The sequence below is a fragment of the Peribacillus sp. R9-11 genome (assembly GCF_031345095.1).
Taxonomy (GTDB): Bacteria; Bacillota; Bacilli; order Bacillales; family DSM-1321; genus Peribacillus; species Peribacillus butanolivorans.
Map to the genome: position 1 here is coordinate 1,371,785 of NZ_CP133763.1, position 22,695 is coordinate 1,394,479.

The window sequence follows — 22,695 nt, forward strand, 5'->3', positions numbered from 1 at the left end:
TCGATATTCAATCGGGGAAAGACCGTTTTGCCATATAAAAATCCCCACATAGGTAGACAGTAGGTGATAATACTAAGGCACTCTTTTTACTTAAAAAATAAACAGAATTGTTTGAAAAATATTGCAAGGTTGCTATATACTAATGTATAAAATACCTTTCTAAAGGAGAAGAGCTGAGTATGACGAGTAAGATGGAGAGCAGAGGATACTTTGGTGAGTTCGGGGGAAGCTTTGTACCGGAAGAACTTCAGCAAGTAATGGATATTTTAGAAGCAGAATTCTTGAAATATAAGGATGATCCGGAATTTAAAGAGGAGTTTCAATACTATCTAAAAGAATATGTGGGACGTGAAAATCCTTTAACCTATGCACAAAATTTAACGAAAAAAATTGGTGGAGCCAAAATTTATTTAAAGCGTGAAGACCTAAATCATACGGGTGCTCACAAAATCAATAATGCGATTGGCCAAATCCTGCTGGCTAAACGGATGGGTGCTAAACGCATCATTGCAGAAACAGGAGCAGGGCAGCACGGTGTAGCGACTGCGACAGCTTGTGCGATGTTTGGTTTAGAGTGTGTTATCTATATGGGCAAGCTAGATACAGAGAGACAGGCGCTGAATGTCTTTCGGATGGAATTGTTGGGTGCCAAGGTTGTTGCAGTTGAAAAAGGACAGGGACGATTAAAGGATGCTGTTGATGAGGCGTTAAATGACTTGGTCCAAAACTACGAAAATACTTTTTATTTGCTTGGTTCAGCTGTAGGGCCACATCCTTATCCATCTATCGTTAAGCATTTTCAGGCAATCATAAGTGAAGAATCAAAACGCCAGATTCTTGAAAAAGAGGGCAAGCTGCCTACTGCCATTATTGCCTGTGCTGGAGGTGGAAGTAATGCCATCGGTGCTTTTACTCACTATATCGATGAAGAAAATGTCCGTTTAGTTGGTGTCGAACCGGCTGAAGCCCCAAGTATTTCACAAGGTGTACCGGCAGTATTGCATGGATTTAAAAGTTTGACGTTATTGGATGAAAAGGGAGACCCGCAGCCAACTTTTTCAATTGCTGCAGGTTTGGATTATCCAAGCGTGGGTCCGGAACATAGCTTCTTGAAAGATAGTGGTCGAGCGGAGTATGTAACAATAAAAGGTGAAGAAGCTCTTGAGGCCTTTCAAATTTTGTCCAAAACAGAAGGGATAATTCCGGCTCTCGAAAGCTCTCATGCTGTAGCGCACGCGCTGAATTTGGCAAAAGAGTTAACAAAGGATGACATATTAATTGTTAATTTATCAGGACGTGGTGATAAAGATGTAGAGCAAGTATTTAAAATGCTTGATAAATAAATGTAATGGGAAAAGCCTCCTGGAAATAGGAGGCTTTTGTTTGGCTAATTATTCCCTGAAATGGGTTGATCGACTCCATTGATATCAAGGATATTGTTTCCGTTCAGACCACTGGCCGTAAAGACGATTCCACCTGTGTTTGCTGAGCCGGATCCAGTGACAGTTTTGTTGGAAGATTTCGGCGAAATGACGGCTGCATCACCGAATAATAGATTTCCATCCGCTACATTGAATACTTGAACTGGGCCGACAATGGCTGGCATATGAATTCCTCCTTTTTCATTTTAAGTTTCATTCGATCCATCCTCTGTTTGTGTCTCTTCATTTTTTTTTTGAACCTGTCGAATGTGATGCACTCTGGATTCCATGCGTATATGGCCGACATTACCAACACTGACAACGGATGAAGATGATATCCCAATAATCCGGACATTGCCAACACGGATAAAGGGGTTAGGGTTTGAAAATTGTGGAAGAAAAGGTTCATCAATCCTCGGAATATAGAGGGGCCTCTTAAAGATGCTGAAATCGCTGAATTGAAATTCTTGTGGCTGGAAATTATCGCTTTTCTTCTGAATTGCCAATGCTTGTGAATTTCCGTCAATATAAGAACAGTCTCCGATTTGCATGGTGGAACTTAAAATTAACGTCTTGGAAGAAAGGGACTTTACTTTTGAGATTCTTGAAAACATGTCTTTTATGCTTTTGGACCTAGCGGAACAAATGGTCCGACGATAAAAGATTCTGGGGGCGTATCGAATGCGGAAGATAGTTGGACGGTTTGGACGTCCCCAATGAGAAATAAAGCAGAGCTTGCTACCCCGGTAATTTGAATATCGCCAACACATAGTTGGTGATTGGTTACATTAAACTCCATTTGAATTTCCTCCTGTCTCGGCTTGTGAGTTGGTAATGAATTGAATCAAAGCTGCCTGAATATCAGACTTTACTTTTTCTCTGATTTTTTCTTTAACGTTATCCCGCTGCTGCGGTGCGCGTTCTGGAAACGTAAGATTATCAAAATACATGTTGATGCGTTGATGTAGCTGGCGCTCCACATCCTGTCTCATGAAGTCGTGATAGGCAGGTTCAAGAGATATTTTCAATTGTCCTTCCGTATCACTGATCATATTTTCTAAGTCTGAAAGAATCTCGTTGTAGATTTCCTGTGCGACAATCTCCCGGCCAGGAAATAGATAAGGTGCAGGTGGGACCGTTTGGTTATTTACAGCAAATTCATCAATGTTACTTAAATCATTAGGGTTTAAACCGATATTCAGCGTTCCATCTAAAGATTCGACCTTTAATTGATCAAATTTATATTCAATTTTATCAACGTGGATTGGCGGTTTTTTTTTCAATTCGGCAAGTTCATCTGTCAGGCGTTTGAGTTCGTGTTCAAGTTTCATAATCCGCTTATCCTGGGCTTCAAGAAAACGCTGCATTTGTATGGAATATGAATATAAATCATGATTCACGATTCAACACCTCAACTTTACCTGATATAAGTTTCATATATGACAGTATATGAAATTGATGGATGTAGGTGAATGCCTAAGAATTTGGAGGTCTAAATGGGACGAAAGTGGTCTCTGGAACTACATCAGCCTCAATCTGAGGAGCGGCTGTAGTGTATCCCCCGGTATTGGCTAACTCGGAGTATGGTTTAATCACTCCGGCGCTGCCTATTTGAAAAACGGATGAATTGGCTATGCTTTCAATTTTAATCATATTGATTTGAATCGTTTGGTGGATATTGAAGATCATGGCGACCTCCTTTCTAAAATAATACGGCTAGAGATTTAATACCAATGGCTGATCAATACCATCAGAATCATACGTATTAGTGGTACTGTAGGCATTATATAGTGAAACGGATTCCCCTGTATTAAAAGAGCCAGCACCTGCAAATGTTTTTGAAGTGGAATATGGACTTATCTTAAAGACGTCGCCAATATGGACAACTCCACTGCTACCGACGTTAATAACTTGAACAACTCCTACGATAGCCGGCATGAAAAATCACCCTTTTTTTATTCTGTTTTTTCCCGAGTGAATAGGCAGTAAGCCTACCTTGTTATTGGAAGTTTCAATGTATTGTATGTTGTTTCCTTATTGATGTGATTCATCTGTCTATTTCATATTGTTATAGAACAGCGATAAATGTCATTGGATAATAAGATACAGATATGGTAATATAATGATAAATTCGCAATTTTCAAATAAAATAAGAGGTGATGAGATGAACGTACCTTTGGTATTATCGCATTTTTTGGATCGAGCAGCCTTACTATATGGCGATAAGAAAGCTATTATTGGAGATGATAAGCTCTTAACGTACTTGGAGTTAAATGGCCGTGTCAACCAGCTTTCTAATGGGTTAAGGGATATTGGAATTAAAAAGGGAGATAAAGTGGCTTATTTGGCACCGAATTCGATTGAAATGCTTGAAGGCTTTTATGGGGTATTTCAACTTGGAGCCGTAATTGTTCCTTTGAATATCCGGTTAACTCCTGCTGATTATGTATTCATTTTGAATCATAGTGAGTCCAAGGTGCTTTTCGTAGACCAGGATTTGTACCATCTTATTTCATCTGTTAAGGACCAACTTGAATCAGTGGAACATATCATTGTGCACTATAAAGAGGAAGAAATAAATGAAACCGATTACAACAAATGGTTGGAGCATTTTGATAAAGAGAGCTTCGATCGGGAGCAAGTTGATGAAAATGATGTTTCGAGTCTCCTTTATACAAGCGGAACGACCGGTAACCCTAAAGGGGTCATGCTGACTCACCGCAATAACTATTTGCATGCACTAGGTGCGATGCATCATATCAGAGTCAATGATCGCGATACATATTTGCACGTTCTGCCAATGTTCCACGTGAATGGCTGGGGAGCTCCATTTTATTATACGGCCAATGGTGCCACTCAAGTTTGTTTAAGAAAAACTACCCCTGAATTGATATTTAATGCGCTTGAAAAGCATAAGGTTTCCATTATGCATATGGCACCAACTGTTCTTAATTCATTGTTTCAATATTATGAACAGAATGTGCCCACAATAGAGCAGGATATCCGTATAGTTGTTGCGGGTTCCGCTCCGCCGCCTGCATTTGTCACAAGGGTAGAAAAAGAGCTAGGGTGGGAATTTATCCAAATATACGGAATGACTGAATCAACCCCGATTAGTTTGATTTCATTGATACGTTCTGAATTCGACGACCTTTCTGAAAAAGAAAAATACAAAATGAAAGCGAAAGCCGGTTATCCTATCATAGGCAGTGAAGTAAAGGTTATACATGACAGCGGTGAGGAAGTAGCTCATGATGGCGTGGATATCGGGGAGCTCATTATCCGCAGTCACGGGGTAATGTTAGGTTATTGGAAAAATGAAGAAGCGACCATGAAGGCACTGAAAAATGGCTGGTTGCATACAGGAGATATGGCGACAATTGATAAGGATGGGAATGTCGATATTGTCGACCGTAAGAAGGATATAATTATAAGCGGAGGAGAAAACATCTCTTCCATTGAAGTCGAAGGAATACTATATGAACACCCGTATATTCTTGAAGCGGCAGTCATAGCCGTTCCTCATGAAAAATGGGGAGAGACGCCACATGCCTTTATTGTGCTAAAATCGGGGGTGGAGTTAACCGAAGCGGATATCAAGACCTATACACGAGAAAAATTAGCTCACTTCAAGTCAGTCACCAGTGTAACTTTCGTTAAGGAACTGCCAAAAACGGCATCCGGAAAAATACAAAAAATCCATCTTCGTAATGATTATTGGGAGGCTAAAGGAAAATCAGGTAGATTCGTTAATTAATGCTCGTAAACGCTGCTCAGTGATGGGCAGCGTTTTTTCATGTTCGACGACTAACACTGCTAAATTGTATTATAGATCCAGAGATGTGGAAGTTGGAAAATGAAATAAAATTGGGAGGATCTGCACTTATTTTAATTGTGTTCCCAGCTTGATTATTTGTTTCCTATTCTAAATCGTTAGAGAAGGTGCCTCACAAAAAAATATACATGCTCTCTTTCGAATATCAAAATCCCTTTTATAATGTACAGTAGGATTGATTGGCACATATGACCACTTTAGCGGCCCAACATTTCCCTGCATGTAAAAACAATCTTTATATCAGAAAGCTCATATTCAATTAGTAAAGTAAAGGTAATTTTAACCTATTGGCAATTTTCCAAAGTATATTTGTAAACCATTCCTCTAAGCTCATTTTTCTAATATTCTTTATTTTATCAGATATTATCCTTGAATTTGTTCAATAAAAAAGCTCCTGTTGAACTATATAGTGTTAATATTATTAATATTTCAAATTATTGAGAATGTGGGTGTGAGCATGAATCGTTTTCATTATAGCTGGATTATTTTAATCATTACATTCTTCTCCATTATCGTAGCGGGAATAGTTAGGTCATCATCAGGGGTATTCATCGTACCATTTGAAAATGAGTTCGGATGGGGTCGTTCCGTCATTTCTTTAGCCTTTGCGATAAGTCTTTTTCTATATGGATTATCAGGTCCATTTATGGCCGCTTTAATTGAAGTACTTGGATTAAAGAAAATGATGGTGTTTGCCATGTCAACTTTATTGGCAGGGGTTATTCTCACATTTTTCATGGAGCATGAGTGGCAACTAATTCTAATTTGGGGGATTATTATTGGATTAGGGTCCGGACTATTTTTAACGGTATTAAGTCCATATGTGGCGAATCGTTGGTTCGAGAAGAGAAGGGGTCTAGCAGTAGGGATATTAACAGCAAGTACGGCTACAGGTCAACTGGTTTTACTGCCTGTTTTAGCCATTATTATAGAGAATTATTCTTGGAGATGGGCGATTGGCTTAATTATGGTCCTTAGCTTAATCATGCTAGCAACCATCCTATTATTTATGAAAAACACCCCGCAGGAAGTAGGCATTCTTCCATATGGACTAGAAGAGGAAAGCCAAGAGGCTATTTTAGTTCAAAAGAAGAATCCCATTGTTATGGCTTTCCAGTCTTTAATTGAAGCAGTGAGAGTAAAGGAATTCTGGTTATTAGCAGGAAGCTTTTTTATATGTGGACTTTCAACGAGCGGATTGATAGGGACTCATTTCATTTCTTACTGTATTAGTTTTGGATTACCTGTTGTTACGGCTGCGTCTCTGCTTTCTTTTATGGGAATCTTTGACCTAATTGGTACGACTGTATCTGGCTGGTTATCAGATCGTTTTGATAACCGTTGGTTGTTGTTTTGGTATTACGGTCTAAGGGGGGCTTCTCTCGTATTACTACCTTTTGCGCTACAAGAAGGCTCAATCATCCTACTGATTATCTTCTCTGTGTTTTACGGATTGGATTGGATAGCGACTGTACCTCCAACCATTAGTATCTTAAGACAAGTCTTTGGGATAGAGAAAAGTGGAATTGTATACGGTTGGATATTCGCGTCCCATCAGGCAGGTGCAGCAGTGGCGGCGTATGGCGGGGGACTTATATTTAAAATATTCAGCTCCTATACATGGGCATTCTTTCTTGCAGGAATCTTTTGCGTATTGGGTAGCTTGTTTGTCATACTAATAAAAAAACAAAAATCGGATTTATTGGTTAAAGATGATGCAATGAGGCTATAAAATATTCGTGTACGCTCCATTTCTTATTCTTGTACCTTTTTGCAACAAGGACTGGAGCTAAATCTGAATGAAAGAGGGTGAAACTGTGAAGGACACGATGGTTCCATTGCAGGAAAGTAAACGGATTGTCAGCATTGATATTTTACGGGGATTAGCCATTTTGGGGATCTTTTTAGTGAATATGCCTTCTTTTCATTCTCCGCTCTTGTATATAGATGGTGTTGAACGATGGACTGAAGGTTGGGACCGGATTTTGTACAGATTCAGTGATATTGTTGCGCAAGCCAGTTTCTATCCGCTATTTGCGTTTCTATTCGGTTTCGGGGCAATCATACTAGCGGTACGATGTGAGGAAAAGGGTGTTTCATTTCCTTTCCTATATATGAAAAGACTCTTTTTTCTACTAATGCTTGGGTGCATTCATGCCTTTGCCATCTGGCATGGGGACATACTTATTAATTATGCGATATTTGGATTTGCATTTTTACTTTTTTATAAGGTGCGGGGAAAGAATTTGATTTTGCTGGGCTCGTTTTTTTATGTCATCCCTTTTGCGATATTGGGCTCGCTTTTTCTTATTATAGGAGTTTTTGATAGGGAAGAGATGGAGATTACGACTGATTTGACGATGATGAAACAGTCTCTTCAAATTTATCAATCTGGTACATTTACGGAAATAATAAGTCAAAGGGCACTAGATTGGTATATGGTGAATAACCCATTTAATGCTATTATCCTCTTTTTATCCATTTTTCCGTTCTTTTTAATTGGTGCTGGCGTAGCAAAGCAAGGCTGGCTACATAATCCAGTTCGGTATAAACGACAATTGAAGGCGATATCGATCGTAAGCTTGATATTAGGATTGTCGATTAAGGTTCTGCCATATGTGACCGTATACCATTTTGGCACGATATTTGTGCAGGATTATTTTGGTGGACCGCTACTGACGATGTTTTATATCACTGGGATTACTCTGCTGGCTGAAAAAACCAGAGCTTCTCGCCTGTTCCAAGCGCTTTCGTATGTCGGTAGGATGTCGATGAGTAATTACTTATTTCAATCGATTGTTTGTACGTCCATTTTTTACTCGTATGGCCTAGGCTTATATGGCACAGTCTCTTACACAACAGGGTTCATCTTACTTCTTGGTGTGTTTTTCGTTCAAATTCTACTCAGCCTATTGTGGATGAAAATGTATAGATACGGACCGGTTGAATATGTATGGCGTTTTGTTACATATGGTAAAAAACCAATTATGAGTCGGAGAGGACTAGTGGAGAAGAAATGTAAATGATGTTCATTAAATTGTTGGTTTTAACTATTTAGGCGAAACCTTAGTTTTGTTTTTTTGTAAAAGCCTATGATATGATGAAATAGAAACTGAACGAGGGGGCAAAAAAATGACTCATATACACATTACAGCTTGGGTTATCGGAATCATTCTTTTCTTTGTCACATATTCGATGCTTAAAAGTGGAAATCCGAAAGCAAAAATGGTACATATGATAACACGTTTATTCTATCTATTGATTTTCCTTACTGGCGGAATGCTGATTACAGATTTTGGTGTTTACGCAGTGAAAATGATTGTCGGAATCATCGTTATTGCCGCGATGGAAATGGTGTTGGTCCGTACGAAAAAAGGAAAAGGCACGAGTGCAATGTGGATATTGTTCATCGTTGCATTTATTTTCGTCCTTTATTTAGGGCTCTCCCTACCACAAGGAATGGACTTTTTTTAAGACATAATGAAAACGGGTGAATGAGGATATCTCATTCGCCCGTTTTTTTTATACTCGAAACTGGTGGGAATTGTAGTTATATTTTTTTATTGTGAATTCACTTTTTCTATGATGATCCGTTTTCCTGTGTTCAGGGTGAACTCAAAGCGATCGTGATCCTTTTTACCATATGAAAAATGGTGCTGAACGAGGCAAATTTGGGCTTCATTATCAAAGGTGAAGAAGTTTACCCCGGACTGGTTAGAGAGTGCCCTTAAAAAAGTGAGCTGATTATAGCTATATATACAATCATAAATAGAAAAATCAAGTGAATTTAAGGTCGTTACAAATTGAAAAAAAGAGTCGTCGTTCAATTCTTCCAATAATCTTTCAAAAGAGTAAAGCAGTTTTTTGCGAATCCGGATGGGTTCATTTTCTCTTAAGAAGGTTATTTCTCGATGAAGGAGGATTTTCCCCTCTTCTTCTACCACTCCTTGCTGCCAACGGCCCCCCCTGTACACTTCGATGATACTGTCAATGTGGTCTTCAATGGAACAAGCCTCATCAGTTTCATCATCAAAAAAAATCCATTGTTGATTGATATTTTCCACTGTGCCTTCGGTAAAAGCTCTCGTTTGTCTGTTCATTAACTTAGCTCGTTGTTGCTGACTCATACATATACCTCCAATAGTGGAATCCTCACCTACTTTTTAGTCAAAATCCAATGAAAATATAACTGTATATTTTAAAATATTATGGACAAATAACCAACTTTCCGTCTTTGCATAGGCTATGTTTAAACAGTGGATGCTTTGCTCAACAATTCATTATCTACATGAACGTTGAGGGTAGGGGAGTCCCACGGAATCATGCTAATAAATACTTAAGATTTCTTTGCAATTGGCGCTCAAATTCAGAAATATAGGGACGGTAAATTTCTTTTTGACAGGAGCAATATTTTTTTGATAGACCGGATAGAAAGGATGAAGTGTGATGTGTGGGATTACAGGCTGGGTGCATTTTCAAAAGGATTTACGGACAGAAACAAAAACACTTGAAAATATGACAAAAACGTTGGCAAAGCGGGGCCCGGATGAGGAAAATGTTTGGAGCGAAGCCCATGTTGCTTTTGGTCATAAAAGGTTGACGGTTGTCGATGCAGAAGGCGGAAAACAGCCGATGACGAAAGAACACGAATACGGCAGATATACGCTTTGTTATAATGGAGAGCTATATAACACCGAAGACATTCGAAAACAGCTATTATTAAAAGGATATTCCTTTAAAGGTCATTCTGATACAGAAGTTTTACTAACTTCTTATATAGAATGGAAAGAAAAATGTGTCGACTTGTTTAATGGGATTTTTGCGTTTGCGATTTGGGATGAAAAAGAACAGAAATTATTCATCGGAAGAGATCGGATGGGAGTAAAGCCATTCTTTTATGCGGAAAGAGACGGTGGGCTCATTTTTGGTTCGGAATTAAAGGCAATCCTTGCCCATCCTGACGTCAAAACGGAGATCGACCGCGAAGGCTTATCTGAAGTGTTTGGCGTTGGTCCTTCCCGAAAGCCAGGATCAGGTGTATTTCATAATATCCAGGAGTTAAGACCTGCCCATGCGCTTACCTTATCAAGGAAAGGGCTCCGAATTTGGAGGTATTGGAATGTGAAAAGTGAAGAACATCGAGATACCCTCGATGAGACGGCCGAGAAGGTCCGCTTCCTTGTTAAAGATGCAGTGACGCGACAACTCGTATCTGATGTTCCACTATGTACCTTCTTGTCAGGAGGACTGGACTCAAGCGCTATTACGGCTATTGCAGCAAATGCCTATCAAAAAGAAGGTAAAGGCCCGCTTCATACGTATTCTATTGATTATGAAGATAATGAACGATATTTTAAGGCTAATGATTTCCAGCCTAACTCTGATGGGCACTGGATTAAAAAGATGTCGGATACCTTTAATACGGTGCACCATTCATCGATAATTACTCAAGAACAGCTAACAGATTATCTAACCGAAGCGGTTCATGTCCGTGACCTCCCCGGCATGGCGGATGTCGATTCTTCTTTGCTTTGGTTTTGTAAGGAAATTAAGCAGGATTTTGTCGTGGGTCTATCTGGAGAGTGCGCGGATGAAATCTTCGGAGGTTATCCATGGTTTCATCGTGAAGACGATTTGAGTCGTGCTGGGTTTCCATGGATGAGATCGACTGGAGAGCGGGTATCTTTATTGAAAGCGGGATGGCGTGAGAAATTAAAGTTGGAAGAATATGCGCAAGAAGCCTATTTAACAACTGTTGCTGAAACACCTAGATTGGAAGGAGAAAGTGGTGAAGCGGCAAAGCGCAGGGAGCTTTTCTACGTGAATTTATTATGGTTTATGACGACACTTCTTGATCGGAAGGATCGAATGAGTATGGGAGCCAGCCTGGAGGTTCGCGTGCCGTTTGCCGATCATCGCCTTGTGGAATATGCATGGAACATTCCTTGGGAAATGAAAATGGCTGGAAACCGTGAAAAGGGGATACTGCGAAAAGCATTGGAAGGATTGTTACCGGATGAGGTTTTGTACCGTAAAAAAAGTCCATACCCTAAAACCCATAACCCGATATATACGGACCGTGTTCAAGGGTGGCTGAAAGACTTACTAACGGACAAAAGTTCGGTCCTGCATGAGTTTTTCGATAAACAGAAGCTAACCGATATTGTAGATTCTAAAGGTACTGCCTTTAAGGTACCATGGTTCGGGCAATTGATGTCTGGCCCTCAGTTACTAGCCCATTTGGCGCAAACTCATGTGTGGTTCAAGGAATATGATATTCAGATTATTGAATGAAAAAACGGGGCTGGATGATATTCTTTGCCCCGTTTCTCTTTTCTCAATGATTAAATGCAAGAATTTTATATTGATAGCCATCTATTTCAAATTGACTATCCTTCGTTGTTTCTTTTGTCCTTAAATCTGTAAGTGAACGGCCTTCTAAATCAAAAGGAAGCGTAAATGATTGCTGGACATCCGTCGGATTAATTAGTATCACGACAGAACGAGCATCGTTGTACTTTTGGTAGGCAACTATATTTTCGTTTCCGGTTGTATCAAGGAATTTAAACTTTCCATCATTTGCAAGCAATCGTTCCTCTTTTCTTAACAAAATTAAAGCTTTAATTTCATTAAGAAGCTCGCTATTCTGTTTTTCTTCTTCCCAAACCATACATTTTCGGCAACCTGGATCTTGGCCTCCGGTTAAGCCAATTTCATCTCCATAATATATACAGGGACTGCCATTGAATGTCAGCAAGATAGCGTGGATGAGCTTAGCGCGAGCTACGTCTTCCCCACAATCCGTGAAAATCCTAGGTGTATCATGGCTACCGAGAAGATTGAACATCACGTCAAAAACATTGGTGGGATAACTTTGATAGACAGCTGTCATTTCCTCAATAAACTGGCGCGCATGGATGGTTTGCGAAGCGACCAGGCGGAAAACATGGTTAGTAAATGGGTAATTCATGACGGCATCAAACTGATCGCCGCGTAGCCACGGCATGGAGTCGTGCCAAATTTCACCGAGAATATAAAGATCAGGTTTGATATCTTTCACCGTTTTTCGGAATTCACGCCAGAATGGTTGATCTACTTCATTGGCCACATCAAGTCTCCAGCCGTCTATATTGAATTCCTCAATCCAATAAGTTGAGACTTCGAGCAGATATTTTTTTACATCCGGATTCGCAGTATTCAATTTTGGCATCGATTCAAAAAAACCGAATGTTTCATAATTAGGTCTTTCCCCTCCTTTTAGAGGAAAGCCGTGAGGATGAAACCAATCCTTATATTCTGAGTTCTCGCCTTTTTCAAGGAGATCCTGGAAAGGAGGAAAGTAGTATCCACTATGGTTAAAAACGGCATCCAGCATGACACGGATATTCCGTTTATGGCATTCCTCGATTAGTGTTTTCAAAGTCTCCTTTGTTCCGAATTGCGGATCAATTTCCCGATAATCAATCGTATCGTATTTATGGTTAGAGTATGCTAGGAAGATCGGCGTAAAATAGATTCCGTTAATGCCAAGCTCCTCTAAATAATCAAGGTGTTCAATGATTCCTTCGAAGTCTCCACCAAAAAAATTATCTACGGTCGGGTCTTCACTACCCCAAGGTTTTGCACCTTCAGGATCGTTGTTAGGGTTTCCGTTCGCAAAGCGTTCAGGGAATATTTGATACCAAATAGTATCTTTGACCCATTCTGGTGCCCCAAATACTTCATTTTGATGAAGATAGGGGATGGCGAAATAGCTCCCGGGGTCATTCGGAGGTTCATTAAAGAATCCCTTTTCCGTGTAAATGACCTCTTCATCTCCAGAGAGAACTTTAAATCCATACCGAATCCTTCTGTAGGGAGGCTTCACATAAATATGCCAATAATCATAATGGTTATCGCTGCCGGAGAGGCTCATTGCTTTTTCTTCATGCTGCCATTGTCCTTTATCCGAAATATATGGGTCTCCAAAAATAAGTCCGGCGTATGAGATATCCTGTTTTTTTGTACGAAGTCGGATATGAAGAGTTTCAGCGTTGGTGGTATAAGCGTAATTGTCATTAGCTCTATGATGGATGGATGAACGTTCCATAGAAAACCACTCCAATTCTTAAAAGAGTATTTGAGGAAATTAATATTGAAAACAGGGAATTTTAGGCTGTTATGAGGTTTTCTATATGTAGTTAAAATTAGCCATTTTTAAGTAGTATTAAATGCTATTTTTCCAATATGGTTATATACCCAATTAATAGAAAAAAGCACCTATTAATTAAAAAATAACAAAAAGTACTCATCACTACAAGAAAATAAATAGATAAAGGAAAATGTTGTAAAAATCGAAGCCTTTCATATAATGATAACAGAAGGATTTGGTGCCGCTTTCATTATTAAAAAACTTTATTCGATTAGATGGGCTGCAAACTGAAGTGTAAACAATCTGGTGCTTTTGGACATGATAGAATAAACATTTTAAAAAGGAGAATGAAAGTGAAGAAGTTGATTTTTCATTTATTCATGTCCATGTTCTTGATTGTTATTGGAAGTGCTTGTGAATCCAGTTCAGAATTGGAAAGTAAAATAGTAAAAGAAAATAAAAAAATCGAAAAAGAAGACACGAATGAAGCGAAACCAGAAAAATTGATCGTTTGGGAGGAAAAAGGTAAAGCAAATGGTCTAAAGCCAGCGATTGAAGCATTTGAAAAGAAATACGGAATCAAGGTTGAGTATGAAGAGATAGAAATGGCTAATGAGATGTATGACCAACTTCGTCGCAATGGGCCAATCGGGAAAGCTCCAGATGTAGTGACTTTTTCGCATGAAAAGGTCGGGCGGATTGTGAAAGAAGGCCTGATTCAGGAACTGAAGGTGAATGAAGACGTACTAAATACCTTTATTGAATCCTCAATCCGAGCCGAAATGTATCAAGGAAAGGTTTTTGGACTTCCAAAGTCCGCTGTAACCTCTGTTTTAATTTACAACAAAAAATTAATGGCTAACGTTCCTGAAACGATGGATGATTTATATAAAAAGGCGAAGGAATTGAGAAAAGGAAAAGTATATGGTTTCTATGCTGAATGGAATGACTTATATGATGCGTATGGAATAATGGCCGGGATGGGCGGTTATGTATTTAAAGAAAAAGATGGGAATCTAGATCCTACGAACATCGGATTAAATAATAAAAGTGCTGTAAAGGGTGCTAAGTATATTCAAAAATGGTATAAAGCAGATGTGATGCCAAAAGGGGACGAAGCAGCGATAGAGAAGTTGTTTATAGAAGGGAAATTGGCTTCCTTCATGAGTAAAGGTAGTACACTTTCTGAGAGGAAGAATACAGGGGTGGCGCCATTGCCTGTATTGCCAAATGGCCAGCCGATGAAAACGTTCATGGATATCAATGGCTGGCATGTAACAGCCTTCACAAAATATCCTTACTGGTCTACAAAGTTAGTAGAATTTTTGACAAAAGATAAATATGCAATGCTCCGCTATGAAAAAACAGGAGAAATACCTCCTGTAAAATCTATCATGAACAATGAAGCAATCAATGAAAATGAAAGAGCACAAGCCTTAAGCATACAATTACAATATGCTGAACCTGTGCCGAATATACCGGAAATGAATGAAGTATGGAAGCCGATGAAATCTGCCATGAAAGAGATAGCTTCTGGAAAATCAAAGCCGAAAAGGACTTTAGATGAAGCAGTAAAGAGGATAAAAAAAGAATATTAATTGCGAATTACTTTTTCCAATTCGACAACGTTCATTTGAATCTCCATTTTGTCCCTTTAGTGTAAAGAATTTTATAATTTGGATTTGACGTTATGGGGGCAAAAGGCTAATCTTAAAGGCGTAAAGAGATAGCTAGGAGGAGAGCGGATATGAGAAAAAGAGTGTTATCACTCGCTTTAATTCCGTTGCTTCTTTTTTACGCCATTCCAGTAGGAGCAGCTGAAAAAGAACAACGAACATGGAAGGACGAAATCGTATATTCATTAATGATTGACCGATTTTTCGATGGTAATACACAAAATAATGGAGATGCGGATGTAAATAATCCTTCTGCTTTTAATGGTGGAGATTTTGAAGGTATTACAAAGAAACTAAATTATTTAAAAGATATGGGATATACCGCTATCATCCTATCGCCGATTTTCGCTAATGAAGAAAATGGCTATCATGGGGATTGGGTTAACGATTTTTATAAAACAGATGAGCACTACGGTACGATTAAAGAATTTAAAAAACTTGTGAATGAGGCTCATAACCGTGATATGAAAGTAATTATTGACTTTCAGGCCAATAATGTGGGACCTAATCATTCTTGGTTAACTGATCCTAATAAACAAGACTGGTTCCATGAAGAAAAAGAGATTTCTAATGACAGTAATCAGGAAGATTTGGAAACAGCCTGGATCGATGGCCTTCCGGATTTGAATCAGGATAACAAGGAAACGCGAGATTATTTGCTTGATGCTGCCAAATGGTGGATTACGGAAACGGATATTGATGGGTACCGTCTGAATAAAGTCCAATACGTAGCAAAGGATTTCTGGAAGGATTTTGTCGAAACAGTCAAGTCTGAAAAATCAAATTTCTATACAATTGGCGATGTTCAAGGTGATGCCGACTTGATTTCCAGCTATAAGAAAACGGGTATCGATGCTTTTATGGCTTATCCGCAAAATGTTGAGTTAAAGGAGACATTTGCTGCGCCCGATAAAGATTTGAATCCGGTGTTTGATGCATTTATGAAAAGTGAAGATGTAAGCGAGAGCAAAGGTTCGCAGGCATTGTTTATGGATACTCAGAACATGCCTCGTTTTACAAAGGCTGCAGCCGATCATAATGAAAACCCCGGTACACGGTGGAAAATGGCGTTATCATATCTTTATACGATGCCAGGAGTACCAATCGTATTTTATGGATCGGAAATTGCCTTAAACGGCGATAAGGCCCCTGATAATCATAAATTAATGGATTTCAAGACGGAACAGGAATTAGTGGATTATATAACGAAGCTTTCTGAACTTAGAGACATGTATCCTGCTTTGACAAAAGGGGATATGGAGCTTTTATATGAAAAGGGAGGAACATCGGTATTCAAGCGCGTCTATGGTGATGAAACAATAGTTGTCGCCATGAATAATACGACTGAAACTCAATCGATAATCCTCACTGATAAGGAACTTGAAAAGAATAAAGAGTTGAGAGGTATGCTGAATGGGGATCTGGTCCGTAGTAAGGACAACAGCTACTCAATCGTAATCGACAGGGAGACGACAGAAGTCTACACTCTATCACCTAAGTCGATTATAAATATTCCTTACCTGTTTGTTATAGGATTGGTTCTTGTTATATTTGGTATATTTATTGCTTTGGTTATTAAACGTTCAAAACGAAACCAGCCAAAATAATCATATACCTCTCGATTTTTGGTAGCTGCAAAACATTGTCCCCTTGGCTTTGTGGAAAACAGAATCGGGAGGTTACAGCATGAATAAGACCTGGTGGAAAGAAGCGGTTTGTTATCAAGTCTATCCCCGTAGCTTTATGGATAGTAATGGTGATGGAGTGGGAGATTTAAGGGGGTTAATTTCAAAGCTGGATTATCTGCAGGAACTTGGAATCGATGTTATTTGGATTTGTCCATTTTATAAGTCACCCAATGCAGATAACGGCTATGATATTAGTAATTATCAGGCAGTTTCTGAAGAGTTTGGTTCGATTGAAGACATTGAACTTCTGTTGAAAGAGGTTCACCAACGTGGCATGAGAGTGATACTTGATCTTGTTTTGAACCATACAAGTGACGAACATCCATGGTTCGTTGAGTCGCGTTCCTCCCGAGATAATCCGAAACGAGATTGGTATGTTTGGAGAGATGGCCAAGATGGCCGGGAACCGAATAATTGGGAAAGTATTTTTTCCGGAAGTGCTTGGAAATTCGATGAATTGACCAATCAATTCTATTTACACCTATTTGCAGAAAAGCAGCCAGACTTAAACTGGAAAAACAAAGATGTAAGGCAGGCTCTGTATAAAATGGTTAATTGGTGGCTCGATAAAGGCATTGATGGCTTTCGAATAGATGCTATCACACATATTCATAAGCGTGAAGGCCTACCGGATATGCCTAATCCGTATTGGCATCAGTATGTACCTGCCTTTGAAATGCATACCAATCAGGAAGGGATTCTGGATTATCTACAGGAATTAAAAGATGAGACTTTTTCTAAGTATGATATCATGACGGTCGGTGAGGCCAATGGTGTCAGGATTGAGCAAGCTGAAGATTGGGTCGGAGAAGTGAATGGAAAGTTCAATATGATTTTTCAATTCGAGCACCTTGGACTTTGGAATCGTGGACAGAATCAGAATGTTGACGTTAATGGTCTAAAACGTACCATGACTAAATGGCAAAAAGGGCTGCAAAACAAAGGATGGAATGCTTTATTTTTTGAAAATCATGACCAACCTAGAAGTGTATCGACATGGGGAAATGATCATCAATATTGGTTGGAAAGTGCGAAAATGATTGGGGCCCTATACTTTTTCATGCAGGGGACTCCGTTTATTTATCAAGGTCAGGAAATAGGTATGACGAATGTCCAATTTGATTCGATAGATGATTATGATGATGTCGGAATGAAAAATTTTTACCGGATTGAGACCTCCAAAGGTCGTTCACATGATGAAATCATGCACATCATATGGCATAGCGGCCGTGATAATTCTCGAACACCAATGCAATGGAACGATAAGAAAAATGGTGGGTTTACGGATGGCACACCGTGGATGAAGGTCAACTCCAATTATCGGGCAATTAACGTAGAACAGCAGAAGAATAATCCATCTTCTATTTATCATTTTTACAAAAAGATGATCGAACTTCGAAAAAAACACCAGGTTTTTGTTTACGGAGAATATGAATTATTATGGGAAGATCATCCTGAACTTTATATTTATACAAGGAATATGAATGGTGATTCAGCTAAGGTTGTATGCAACTTTAGCACAAATTATCATCAAATTGACCTGTCTCATTGGGGGAAAATGGAACTTTTACTAGCGAATTATGATGATTGTCCGGAAGAAACAATGGTTAATTTGCGACCATATGAAACAAGGATTTATCGTTATTAACCTGTAATACCTTTCTGGATTATAAATGGAAATAAGCTTTAAATCCAGTATTGTTAGTCGTCTGACTTCTGTCCTCGCCCAAAGACACATGCTGTTTTTTAGGAGCTGATCTTAAATCAGCTTCTTTTTGATTTTTAAAAGAGAAGTAAAAAACAAAAAAGTAAGTATTTTCTGAAAATTGTTGAAAACAGTTAAAAAAGTATGGATATAACTATTGAAGTGAGTGTATTATAGATACATACAAATGTATAATTATAAAATAAATTAGAAAAGTGTTTATTGGTTTTCACCTTTTTTTGAATGAAGTCAATAAAGGCTAAAGAGGGGAGAGGGGAAACGCATGGCCGTCACGATAAAAGATGTGGCACAACTGGCGAATGTTGCTCCTTCAACAGTTTCTCGAGTGATTGCTAATAATCCTCGGATAAGTGAAAAAACAAAGGTACGAGTTCGTAAGGCAATGGAAAAGTTAGGATATCATCCAAACTTCATTGCTCGTAGTCTTGCTAATCAATCAACTAGGATCATTGGATTGGTGTTACCAAGTTCGTCAAACGTTTTTTATCAAAATCCATTTTTCCCGGCTATCCTCCAGGGTCTTAGTGAAGGGGCTCAGGAAGAGCATTACTCTCTGTTACTAAGCACGGGGAAAACAGAGGAGGAAGTCTACGAAGGAGTCGTGAATATGGTTCAAGGGGGAATGGTGGATGGAATTATCCTTATGTATTCAAGGATGAATGATCACATTCTAACCTATTTACAAGCAAGGGCTTTTCCGTTTGTTGTCATTGGGAAACCCTATGATTTTATTGAGGAGATAACGTATGTTGATAACGATAATGTCTTGGCTGCCGAACAGGCAACTGACTATCTCATTCAATTAGGCCATGAAAGGATTGGATTCATTGGAGGAGATGTAACTTTTGTGATGACCCTCGATCGATTATTAGGATATGAACGTGCATTGAAAAGGGCTGGTATCGTTCCAATAAGGGAATATACTATACATGAGGACTTTTTACATGAAGGTGGACTAGCAGCAGCGAAAAGATTACTATCGATTGACGAGCCACCAACCGCTCTTGTCGTCAGTGATGATCTTATGGCACTAGGAGTCGTACATTCTCTTCGAGCGATGGGAGTACGGACTCCTGAGGAAATGTCAATTGTCAGCTTTAATAATGTTCTTTTCTCTGAGCTATCACTACCTGCCCTAACTTCTATAGATATTAACATTTTCGATTTAGGACATCAGGCCGCTAAAAGCATCATTCAAAAATTACAGAATGGTGATACTCCGGCAGGGTCCATTATTCCCCATCATTTTGTGGAAAGACATTCTTGCAGACCAATAAAGCAAGAAGCGATGGCTATGACTTATTAAACAAAAAGAGTATTGTGTAAAAGCAATGCTCTTTTATTAAAATTGTACACTGAAGCTTTTGAATGTATGGACACCGGTTCCGTGTTTGGCTAGTTTGTTCTCTTTAAGGTACTGAACGGCTTCCAGGACTTCATCAAAAATCTTTGGTTCGAGACCGAGTTGGTTATGTCCTCCATAGATTTTGGAAACTCCTTTGATCTTAGCAATTTTTTTCAATGAATTAACAAGGTCTACTGGGTTTGTTGAGGGATAAAAGGCGTAAATTGGAGTCTCGGCATAAAGTAAATCACCGGTAAATAAATATCCTGTTTTATAATCTAAAATTGAGATGTGTCCCGGGGAATGCCCCGGTGTGTGAAATATACCTAAGATCCGGTTTCCTATATCAATAGTATCCCCATCTGAAAGGAGCTTATCAGGATTCCCTTGGTATGGCTTGTATGTAAAAGGATCAAATAATTCTGGGACGGGTATGGTGATATCGCGAGACATATCTTTTCTAATTTGTTTCAACGACAATCCTTTAATTCCGTTAATCAGCCAGTCGGCATCATCATTATGAACATAAATAGTATCAAAATCACCGTGACTCCCAATATGATCTGCATGCACATGTGTCGTCAGGACGATAATAGGAAGATCTGTTAACTGGTCTGTTATCCGTTTAATCGTATCTATGCCTAACCCAGTATCAATTAACGCAGCCTGGTTCTCTCCCAACAGTAAAAAGGAATGTACCTTCTCCCAATGACCATATTCACTGATCGCAAACGTTTTCGAGTCTAATTCTTGAACGGTAAACCATGGATCCACAATGTACGTCAAAGAAAATCACTCCTCACTTAGACTTAGATTTCTATATGTTCAGTCAAAATCCTTCGTAAATAATGAAAAAAAACAGTGGATTTCATTTACGAAAACCACTGCTTTTGAAGTTTATTTCATTATCCGTTTACAACGGAACCACCGTTAACATGAATAACTTGTCCGCTGACATAGGATGAATCATCGCTTGCCAGATATACATAGGCAGGTGCTAATTCTTCTGGCTGGCCAGCGCGGCCCATAGGTGTATTTTGACCGAATTTGGCAACATCTTCTTCCCCGAATGAGGCAGGAATAAGTGGTGTCCAGATTGGACCTGGAGCAACACCATTAACTCTGATTCCATCTTTTGAAATAGAATTCGAAAGTGCTCTTGTGAATGCTAAAATTGCGCCTTTAGTTGATGAGTAATCGATTAATTTTGGATTACCTTGATAGGCTGTGATAGAGGTTGTATTAATGATGCTGCTTCCTTTTTTGAGATGTTTCAACGCAGCTTTTGTTAAGTGGAACATCGAGAAGATATTAGTTCGGAACGTTTTTTCTAATTGTTCAGCTGAAATATCAAGGATGCTTGTCTGAACGTGTTGTTCACCTGCGTTGTTGACTAGAATATCCAAACCGCCGAACTCATCGACAGTTTTTTTGACGACATCCTGACAAAAGGCTTCATCGCCAATATCTCCGGAAATGAGTAAACATTTCTGTCCCTCTTTTTCGACCAATTCTTTTGTTGTTTTAGCATCCTGATGTTCATCTAAGTATGCAATTGCAACATTAGCTCCTTCTTTTGCGTAATAGATAGCGACGGATTTACCTATTCCGCTATCTCCGCCAGTTATGATTGCGGTTTTCCCTTTTAATTTGCCGCTTCCTTTATATTCAGGTTTAACCGACTTGGGGTTCGGATTCATTTTTGTTTCCACACCAGGCTGATGCTGTTGATGTTGCGGTGGAAATCCTTGTTTATTTTGGTTTTGATTTTGACTAGTCATTAAAACCCCTCCTGTTTAATTATCTACACTATTCCTATTCCTTGCTTTTGGAATATGAAAACACGGTAAAAATAACCAATAAAATAAATCTGGAGTAAAATCCCCATTACTTTAACTTAAAACAATAGATTAAATCATTTTTTAATAAGACCTGTAGAAAGCCTAGAAGAAGGGCATAATGTCTAAGTAAAAAGTATATGAGATTCTTCGGATATAAGGGAACATGAATAGCATTTCCATATTCCATTATGGTGATTCATTCGGAAAAAGGACTGAGAGCGTCCTAGAACATAAAAAGAGACCCACCCATAGTGGGTGAGCCTCTAATATTAGCGGTAATTTAAAAATTGTACGTCAATGGATAGGTCAGCGCCTCGGATAGCAGAGATAATACCTTGTAGATCATCCCTGTTTTTTCCAGTTACACGGATTTGGTCATCTTGTATTTGACTTTTCACTTTAAGTCCGCTGTTTTTAATGATGGTATTGATTTTTTTCGCTTGTTCCTTATCGATGCCTTGAATGAGTTTAGCCCGTTGGCGAACAGTACCACCAGAAGCGCCTTCTAATTTTCCGTAATCCAGGTTCTTAATAGGTACGTCACGTTTAATGAGCTTACTAATTAGAACATCCTTTAATTGATCGAGTTTATACTCATCGTCAGATACTAAAACTAAGTCTTCTTTATCAATGGTAATGCTACTTAAGCTTCCTTTAAAATCATAACGGGTCTGAATTTCTTTCATAGCCATAGTAACTGCATTTGTTACTTCTGAAAAGTCTACTTTGGATACAATATCAAATGAATTTTCCTTTGCCATCACTTACCTCCAGCAGGGTTTATTTCCTTTATTATAGAGAAAGTAGGATAGGAAGACAACCATATAGGCTGTATATGTATATATCGACAACTACATATAAAAAAGCAGGGGACAGCCCCCCGCCTCATTTATGGTCTGTTTTCTTCGAATAAGAGTGCTTACCTGCTTCGAGGTTTTCCTGATAAGAGATATTTCTTTCAGTATTTATAGCTTGGTTATCTTTTGGTTTTTTATTGTTATCAGTTGTTTTTGACATAATAAAACTCCCTTT

22 protein-coding genes are annotated in these 22,695 nt (G+C 38.8%); 10 read left to right on the forward strand and 12 right to left on the reverse strand.

Annotated elements, in window-relative coordinates; translation table 11 throughout:
- Positions 1-179: 179 nt before the first annotated feature.
- Positions 180-1,343, forward strand: coding sequence for a tryptophan synthase subunit beta (gene trpB, locus RE409_RS06595; RefSeq protein WP_309558746.1), 1,164 nt, complete (start codon positions 180-182; stop codon positions 1,341-1,343).
- A gap of 44 nt (positions 1,344-1,387) precedes the next feature.
- Here trpB and RE409_RS06600 read toward each other — a convergent pair whose 3' ends face one another.
- The 6 genes from RE409_RS06600 to RE409_RS06625 all read right to left on the reverse strand — a co-directional run bounded on the left by RE409_RS06600 (position 1,388) and on the right by RE409_RS06625 (position 3,359).
- The gene (locus RE409_RS06600; RefSeq protein ID WP_201181920.1) at positions 1,388-1,606 is read right to left on the reverse strand and encodes a spore germination protein; all 219 of its coding nucleotides are present in this window, start codon (positions 1,604-1,606) and stop codon (positions 1,388-1,390) included.
- A 21-nt stretch (positions 1,607-1,627) separates the two neighbouring features.
- Positions 1,628-2,035, reverse strand: a complete 408-nt coding sequence (locus RE409_RS06605) for a spore germination protein GerPE (RefSeq protein ID WP_201181918.1) — start codon at positions 2,033-2,035, stop codon at positions 1,628-1,630.
- Between the two features lie 5 nt (positions 2,036-2,040).
- Positions 2,041-2,220 (reverse strand): spore gernimation protein GerPD, encoded by a 180-nt coding sequence (locus tag RE409_RS06610; protein ID WP_201181916.1) that lies wholly within the window; start codon positions 2,218-2,220, stop codon positions 2,041-2,043.
- Positions 2,210-2,821 carry a spore germination protein GerPC gene (gene gerPC, locus RE409_RS06615; protein ID WP_201181914.1) on the reverse strand — a complete coding sequence of 204 codons (612 nt, stop codon included), beginning with the start codon at positions 2,819-2,821 and terminating at the stop codon, positions 2,210-2,212. The genes RE409_RS06610 and gerPC overlap by 11 nt, the downstream gene beginning before the upstream one ends.
- Positions 2,822-2,897: 76 nt before the next feature.
- Entirely contained in the window at positions 2,898-3,110 is a 213-nt protein-coding gene (locus RE409_RS06620) for a spore germination protein GerPB (protein ID WP_201181912.1), read from the reverse strand.
- 27 nt (positions 3,111-3,137) lie between these two features.
- Positions 3,138-3,359, reverse strand: coding sequence for a spore germination protein (locus RE409_RS06625; RefSeq protein WP_201181909.1), 222 nt, complete (start codon positions 3,357-3,359; stop codon positions 3,138-3,140).
- A 226-nt stretch (positions 3,360-3,585) separates the two neighbouring features.
- Here RE409_RS06625 and RE409_RS06630 point away from each other — a divergent pair, with 226 nt between their 5' ends.
- From RE409_RS06630 to RE409_RS06645, 4 genes are all read left to right on the forward strand, one after another.
- Entirely contained in the window at positions 3,586-5,178 is a 1,593-nt protein-coding gene (locus RE409_RS06630) for a long-chain-fatty-acid--CoA ligase (protein ID WP_201221690.1), read from the forward strand.
- Positions 5,179-5,713: 535 nt separating this feature from the next.
- On the forward strand, positions 5,714-6,988 hold the full coding sequence (locus tag RE409_RS06635) for an MFS transporter (RefSeq protein ID WP_309558747.1): 1,275 nt from the start codon (positions 5,714-5,716) through the stop codon (positions 6,986-6,988).
- A 67-nt stretch (positions 6,989-7,055) separates the two neighbouring features.
- A complete protein-coding gene (locus RE409_RS06640; RefSeq protein ID WP_201221687.1) occupies positions 7,056-8,282 on the forward strand; it encodes a DUF418 domain-containing protein in 1,227 nt (408 codons plus the stop codon).
- A 106-nt stretch (positions 8,283-8,388) separates the two neighbouring features.
- Positions 8,389-8,730, forward strand: a complete 342-nt coding sequence (locus RE409_RS06645) for a YisL family protein (RefSeq protein WP_053344957.1) — start codon at positions 8,389-8,391, stop codon at positions 8,728-8,730.
- 86 nt (positions 8,731-8,816) lie between these two features.
- Here RE409_RS06645 and RE409_RS06650 read toward each other — a convergent pair whose 3' ends face one another.
- Complete coding sequence (locus tag RE409_RS06650) at positions 8,817-9,383, reverse strand: DUF2777 domain-containing protein (protein WP_201221685.1); 567 nt, start codon at positions 9,381-9,383, stop codon at positions 8,817-8,819.
- Positions 9,384-9,702: 319 nt separating this feature from the next.
- Here RE409_RS06650 and asnB point away from each other — a divergent pair, with 319 nt between their 5' ends.
- Positions 9,703-11,550 (forward strand): asparagine synthase (glutamine-hydrolyzing), encoded by a 1,848-nt coding sequence (gene asnB / locus RE409_RS06655; protein WP_201221683.1) that lies wholly within the window; start codon positions 9,703-9,705, stop codon positions 11,548-11,550.
- Between the two features lie 43 nt (positions 11,551-11,593).
- Here the strand turns inward: asnB and RE409_RS06660 are convergent, their stop codons facing one another.
- The gene (locus RE409_RS06660) at positions 11,594-13,345 is read right to left on the reverse strand and encodes a glycoside hydrolase family 13 protein (RefSeq protein WP_201181899.1); all 1,752 of its coding nucleotides are present in this window, start codon (positions 13,343-13,345) and stop codon (positions 11,594-11,596) included.
- A gap of 395 nt (positions 13,346-13,740) precedes the next feature.
- Between RE409_RS06660 and RE409_RS06665 the strand changes: the two genes are divergently transcribed.
- The 4 genes from RE409_RS06665 to RE409_RS06680 all read left to right on the forward strand — a co-directional run bounded on the left by RE409_RS06665 (position 13,741) and on the right by RE409_RS06680 (position 19,783).
- Positions 13,741-14,985, forward strand: a complete 1,245-nt coding sequence (locus RE409_RS06665; protein ID WP_201249891.1) for an extracellular solute-binding protein — start codon at positions 13,741-13,743, stop codon at positions 14,983-14,985.
- A 149-nt stretch (positions 14,986-15,134) separates the two neighbouring features.
- A complete protein-coding gene (locus RE409_RS06670; protein ID WP_201221679.1) occupies positions 15,135-16,670 on the forward strand; it encodes an alpha-amylase family glycosyl hydrolase in 1,536 nt (511 codons plus the stop codon).
- A 79-nt stretch (positions 16,671-16,749) separates the two neighbouring features.
- Positions 16,750-18,399, forward strand: coding sequence for a glycoside hydrolase family 13 protein (locus tag RE409_RS06675; protein ID WP_309558749.1), 1,650 nt, complete (start codon positions 16,750-16,752; stop codon positions 18,397-18,399).
- A 340-nt stretch (positions 18,400-18,739) separates the two neighbouring features.
- Positions 18,740-19,783, forward strand: coding sequence for a LacI family DNA-binding transcriptional regulator (locus tag RE409_RS06680; protein WP_201221677.1), 1,044 nt, complete (start codon positions 18,740-18,742; stop codon positions 19,781-19,783).
- A gap of 36 nt (positions 19,784-19,819) precedes the next feature.
- Here RE409_RS06680 and RE409_RS06685 read toward each other — a convergent pair whose 3' ends face one another.
- From RE409_RS06685 to RE409_RS06700, 4 genes are all read right to left on the reverse strand, one after another.
- Positions 19,820-20,608 carry an MBL fold metallo-hydrolase gene (locus RE409_RS06685; protein ID WP_207196282.1) on the reverse strand — a complete coding sequence of 263 codons (789 nt, stop codon included), beginning with the start codon at positions 20,606-20,608 and terminating at the stop codon, positions 19,820-19,822.
- 119 nt (positions 20,609-20,727) lie between these two features.
- Positions 20,728-21,603 (reverse strand): SDR family oxidoreductase, encoded by an 876-nt coding sequence (locus tag RE409_RS06690; RefSeq protein ID WP_201181887.1) that lies wholly within the window; start codon positions 21,601-21,603, stop codon positions 20,728-20,730.
- A 329-nt stretch (positions 21,604-21,932) separates the two neighbouring features.
- Positions 21,933-22,424: a YajQ family cyclic di-GMP-binding protein gene (locus RE409_RS06695; RefSeq protein ID WP_053344966.1), complete on the reverse strand. Its 492-nt coding sequence runs from the start codon at positions 22,422-22,424 to the stop codon at positions 21,933-21,935.
- 124 nt (positions 22,425-22,548) lie between these two features.
- Positions 22,549-22,680 carry a DUF3941 domain-containing protein gene (locus tag RE409_RS06700; protein ID WP_201221675.1) on the reverse strand — a complete coding sequence of 44 codons (132 nt, stop codon included), beginning with the start codon at positions 22,678-22,680 and terminating at the stop codon, positions 22,549-22,551.
- Between the last annotated feature and the right edge of the window lie 15 nt (positions 22,681-22,695).